This window comes from Hymenobacter tenuis (genome assembly GCF_054780495.1).
Window position 1 is genome coordinate 1 of sequence record NZ_BAAGWF010000006.1, and the last position, 3,898, is coordinate 3,898.

A 3,898-nucleotide genomic window follows, 5' to 3' on the forward strand; every position below is an offset into this window, starting at 1 on the left:
AAAAAAATAACGGATTATCCTGAAAATGAGAACAATCCGTTTTCAGAAAAGGCAGTGCTAGAGATTAGCACCACTAAAAAACGCCAGGCCATCAGACCACCCAAGACAAAAGATGGGGAGAATAAGTATTGGGTAATCGACAATAACGGCGAGAAAGTAGCTGAAAGTCTGTTCGTTAGGGAAATCGAAGTAGACGACGAACAGTTTGCAAAAGTCTTCCTAGGTGGACTACTCAATTTTTGGGAGCTTAGTCCACGCGGCATTCGGGTGTTTACCTATGTCCTTCGACAGCTTCGACCAGGACGTGATGAGTTTTACTTTTCTGCTCCTGAATGCATGAAATTCACCCTTTATAAAAGCAGAGGGCTTGTAATTAGTGGCTTAGCTGAGTTGATTGGAGCTGGCCTAATAGCTCGTAGCACTGACCCCTTAATCTACTTTCTTAATCCTCTGATAATGTTCAATGGGAGTAGGGTGACATTTGCTAAAAGCTACGTTCGCAAGCAAATAGCAGGCAAAAACCCTAGTCAGCTTGCCTTACCCTTCAACCCTAGCTTGGAACAGTTACGCGAAATTGCTAACAGCAATCAGCTATAGGGGCAGTTGGAAAGAAAAGTGGCCTGAAAAAGAAACTGTCAAGAAAACTGTCAATTGCTGACAGTTTTCTTGACAGTTTCTTTTTGGCTCAACAAAAGGGAAAAAGAACCTAGATTTGGGGGCTGTTTGAAGCGTAACCGGCTCTGCGGAGGCGCAACCGGCCAGGAATAGAACAGCCCACAGACGCACCGTCTGAAAGCCCCGCGCAGCGTTGAAGGTCCGCCCTCTGCTGCACGGGGCTTTTTCGTTCTATTGTTAGGTTTTCAGGCATGCCACGCCGCATTGTCTGGCCCATTCTGGCATATTTTCCCAGTTTGAGACAGCCTTTCTAGGCTTTTGAAAGCAGACAATGCGGCGTGGCATGCCTGAAAACCTATGCCCGGAACGGGCAAACTAGTTGCTATGAGGCAGCCTCCTTTTTTATGTTGACGTGGTCTGTCGAGCAGTTCACAGTACCGGCACCGCTTGTCGATGGGGCCTTTTCCGGCGATTCGTTCTCTGATAGCAATGCTCTTGCCAATCGGGCACTCGTTGTCATCGTGCCACGCATCTTCCAACCCAATGCCCCGGTAGGGCGAGTAAAACGGAGGAACGCGCATTAATGGTCCACTGGCCTGGTAAGCAGGCAAGGTACCGAATGCCGGGGTATGCTCAACAGTAGATTAGCTCTTGCCTAAATTGGGCAATGGATGCCTGGTACCACCTGCGGGGCATCGCGCAATTGGCAGACCTCGTCCCAGCTCAGTTCGCCCGCTATGTATCGGCCGTAGAGCCAATGGGCGTAAGGAGTGGCGTTGCGCACTAATTGCGGATTGGCTGCCTTGATTTGCTGAAGCACGTAGGCCCGCTGCTCAGGGGTTTGGGCATTGGGACCAAATTTCGGATTGTCACACATTGGAATAGCTGCTTATAGACCAATTTCATGCACCAAAAATGCCTTGGGGCAATCCAGTTAGTACTCCGAAACTGCGATTTACCTAGACTAATATACAAAAAATTATAGACTGCTTAGGGCAAAGGTCGTACTTGTATTAAGCTCTTATTTGTACTTTTATTCTATGATAGCACAGTGCCAAAAGTGTGGGAAGGACTATGAGCCGAAGCGTCGAGGGGGCAAATTCTGCTCAACCTCGTGCCGAGTGGTGCAGCACCAGCTCGTCAAGCGGGGGGAGGTATGGGGGAAGCCAGCGAGCGGAGACGAGCGGTACTTGGCTGATAAACTGGTAGCGGTCGGGCGGTCAGCTACGGAAGCACTGGTACAGGTCGAGGGGATGCCGGCAGCCGAGGCGTTCAGTCGTTTGCGGGCGTTGGTGCAGGGATGGGCCGGGGTAGCTAATAACTCCATCATCGAGAAGGTGCAGTACAACGAGCAGCAGGAAATGAACGCCCAGGCCACCCGGATGAAGCGCGTCAAAGCCAGTAAATAAGGATATTAGCGTAAGTGATAAGCGTAAGTTTTGCCCATCATGTACCCTGAAAAAGACCCCTTAGCGTAAGTAATAAGCGTAAATAATGAGCCCAAAACTGCGCGAGAAAAGCAACGGTATAACCCACTATACCGGACTGCGTCCGGTGTGGGGCTTGCAGCCGGCCCTACGCAATATCTAATTCCTTTCCCCACTGCCCCATGCCCTACGCCATTTGCCGAGTTGCCAAGATTAAGACCGCCCAGGCGGGCGCGGCCAAGACCGCCCACAACTACCGGCAGCGCGAAACGCCCAACGCCGACACCGAGCGCAAGCCCCTCAACCGGGAGTACATCAACACGGCCGAGCGCAATTATTGGGAGCTGGCCACCGAGCGCATTGCGGAGGCCGGGGCCAAAGTCCGGCATGATTCGGTGCGGGGAGTGGAAGTGCTGCTGACCGCCAGCCCGGAGGCGTTCAAGCGCCAGGCCGATGGGAGCCCGCACGACTGGCACGGCAGCCAATGGGCCGAGGCCAATATTGCATTTTTGAAGGGCAAGTTTGGGGAGCAAAACGTGGTCAGCTGCACCTTGCACCAGGACGAGCTAACGCCTCATTTTCACGCCGTGGTTGTGCCCATTACCGAGGATGGGCGACTATCAGCCAAAGATTTGTTTAACCCCAAGACCCTACGCACTCTACAAACCGAGTACGCCGAGGCCATGAAGCCGTTCGGAATGGAGCGGGGAGTAGAGCACAGCCGCGCCAAGCACGAAGTCATGCGTCACGTCTACGGGGCTCAGGAGCGGAGCCGGGGCGAGCTGGCCGAGCTGACCAAGCCGGAGCCGGCCACACGCCTGAGCATCGAGGGGCCGAGCGGTCTAGACCTGGTCAACCTGAGCAAGTGGCGGGCCGACCAGGAGGCGCGGCTGAACGCGGAGCTGGCCCGGCAGCTCGCCACCGCCAACGAGCGGGCCAGCAAGGCGGCCAGCATCGCGCAGGACAGCGCCGGGGCCAAAGACCGGGAAAAGACCCTTGCCCGGCAGTTGGCGAGCGTGGAGGGCACGAAAACGAAGGAAATCGGCCGGCGGGAATCGTTCGAGGGAGGATTCAAGCGGGCAGCCGTGCTTGCAGCTCAGGGCGAGACGTTGCCGGCGAACGTGCTGGAGTACGGCCAGAAAATTCGCTCCAGTATGCAGGCCGAGGCCGAAAAACACGTTCAGCAGGCCCTAAAGGCCCCTATTCGCCAAGCGGGCGACCTGACCGAACAGTTAAAAAAGCTCCCAGGGTACACTTACCGGGAGGACGCGGCCACCAAACAGGGCGAGTTGCGCCACACGGCCACCGGCAGCCGGTTCGAGCTAACCGAGCTGAAGCCGGGCGGGGTGTCGATGAAGGAGGCTTACGACCAGGCCGTGCAGCGCACCGCACAGCGCGACCAGGCCCAGACCAAAGGACAGAGCCGGGGAGGTGTGAGCATGGGAGACTAACCAGACGACACCCAAAAGCCCCCACCCAATTGCATTGGGCGGGGGCTTTTGTAAGAGTTAAGAGCAGAGTATCATAACTCTCTCATTATCAAGGGGGGTCTGTTTGAAGATTTCAAACAGCCGTTTGAAACCTTCAAACAGGTGTTTTGTACTTTTCCGCGACCTCATTTTATCAATGTTGAAAAATTAGCCTTGTTTCTACAATGAGCCATTGTAAAGCCTACAGTGTATTGTTTGAAAAAGTGCCTAATTTTTCAACTTTTATAGTATAGCTTTGAGCATCAAAAATCAATTTTGCGATGTCAACCTGGTACAAAAAAATAACGGATTATCCTGAAAATGAGAACAATCCGTTTTCAGAAAAGGCAGTGCTAGAGATTAGCACCACTAAAAAACGCCAGGCCA

Annotated in this window: 4 protein-coding genes; 3 read left to right on the forward strand and 1 reads right to left on the reverse strand. The window is 53.6% G+C overall.

Annotated features, from left to right (window positions below; genetic code table 11):
• Window positions 1–597 (forward strand): hypothetical protein (locus tag ACYVGU_RS19755; protein WP_460623505.1); only part of this gene is annotated, 597 nt, incomplete at its 5' end.
• Between the two features lie 673 nt (window positions 598–1,270).
• Here the strand turns inward: ACYVGU_RS19755 and ACYVGU_RS19760 are convergent.
• On the reverse strand, window positions 1,271–1,492 hold the full coding sequence (locus ACYVGU_RS19760) for a hypothetical protein (RefSeq protein WP_460623506.1): 222 nt from the start codon (window positions 1,490–1,492) through the stop codon (window positions 1,271–1,273).
• Between the two features lie 313 nt (window positions 1,493–1,805).
• Here ACYVGU_RS19760 and ACYVGU_RS19765 point away from each other — a divergent pair, with 313 nt between their 5' ends.
• Window positions 1,806–2,024, forward strand: coding sequence for a hypothetical protein (locus ACYVGU_RS19765; protein WP_460623507.1), 219 nt, complete (start codon window positions 1,806–1,808; stop codon window positions 2,022–2,024).
• A 200-nt stretch (window positions 2,025–2,224) separates the two neighbouring features.
• Window positions 2,225–3,493: a MobV family relaxase gene (mobV, locus tag ACYVGU_RS19770; RefSeq protein WP_460623508.1), complete on the forward strand. Its 1,269-nt coding sequence runs from the start codon at window positions 2,225–2,227 to the stop codon at window positions 3,491–3,493.
• Window positions 3,494–3,898 lie beyond the last annotated feature (405 nt).

Coding starts and splice junctions, on each gene's coding strand:
- mobV (WP_460623508.1), top strand. CDS start 2,225: ATGCCCTACGCCATTTGCCGAGTTGCCAAGATTAAGACCGCCCAGGCG.
- ACYVGU_RS19760 (WP_460623506.1), bottom strand. CDS start 1,492: ATGTGTGACAATCCGAAATTTGGTCCCAATGCCCAAACCCCTGAGCAG.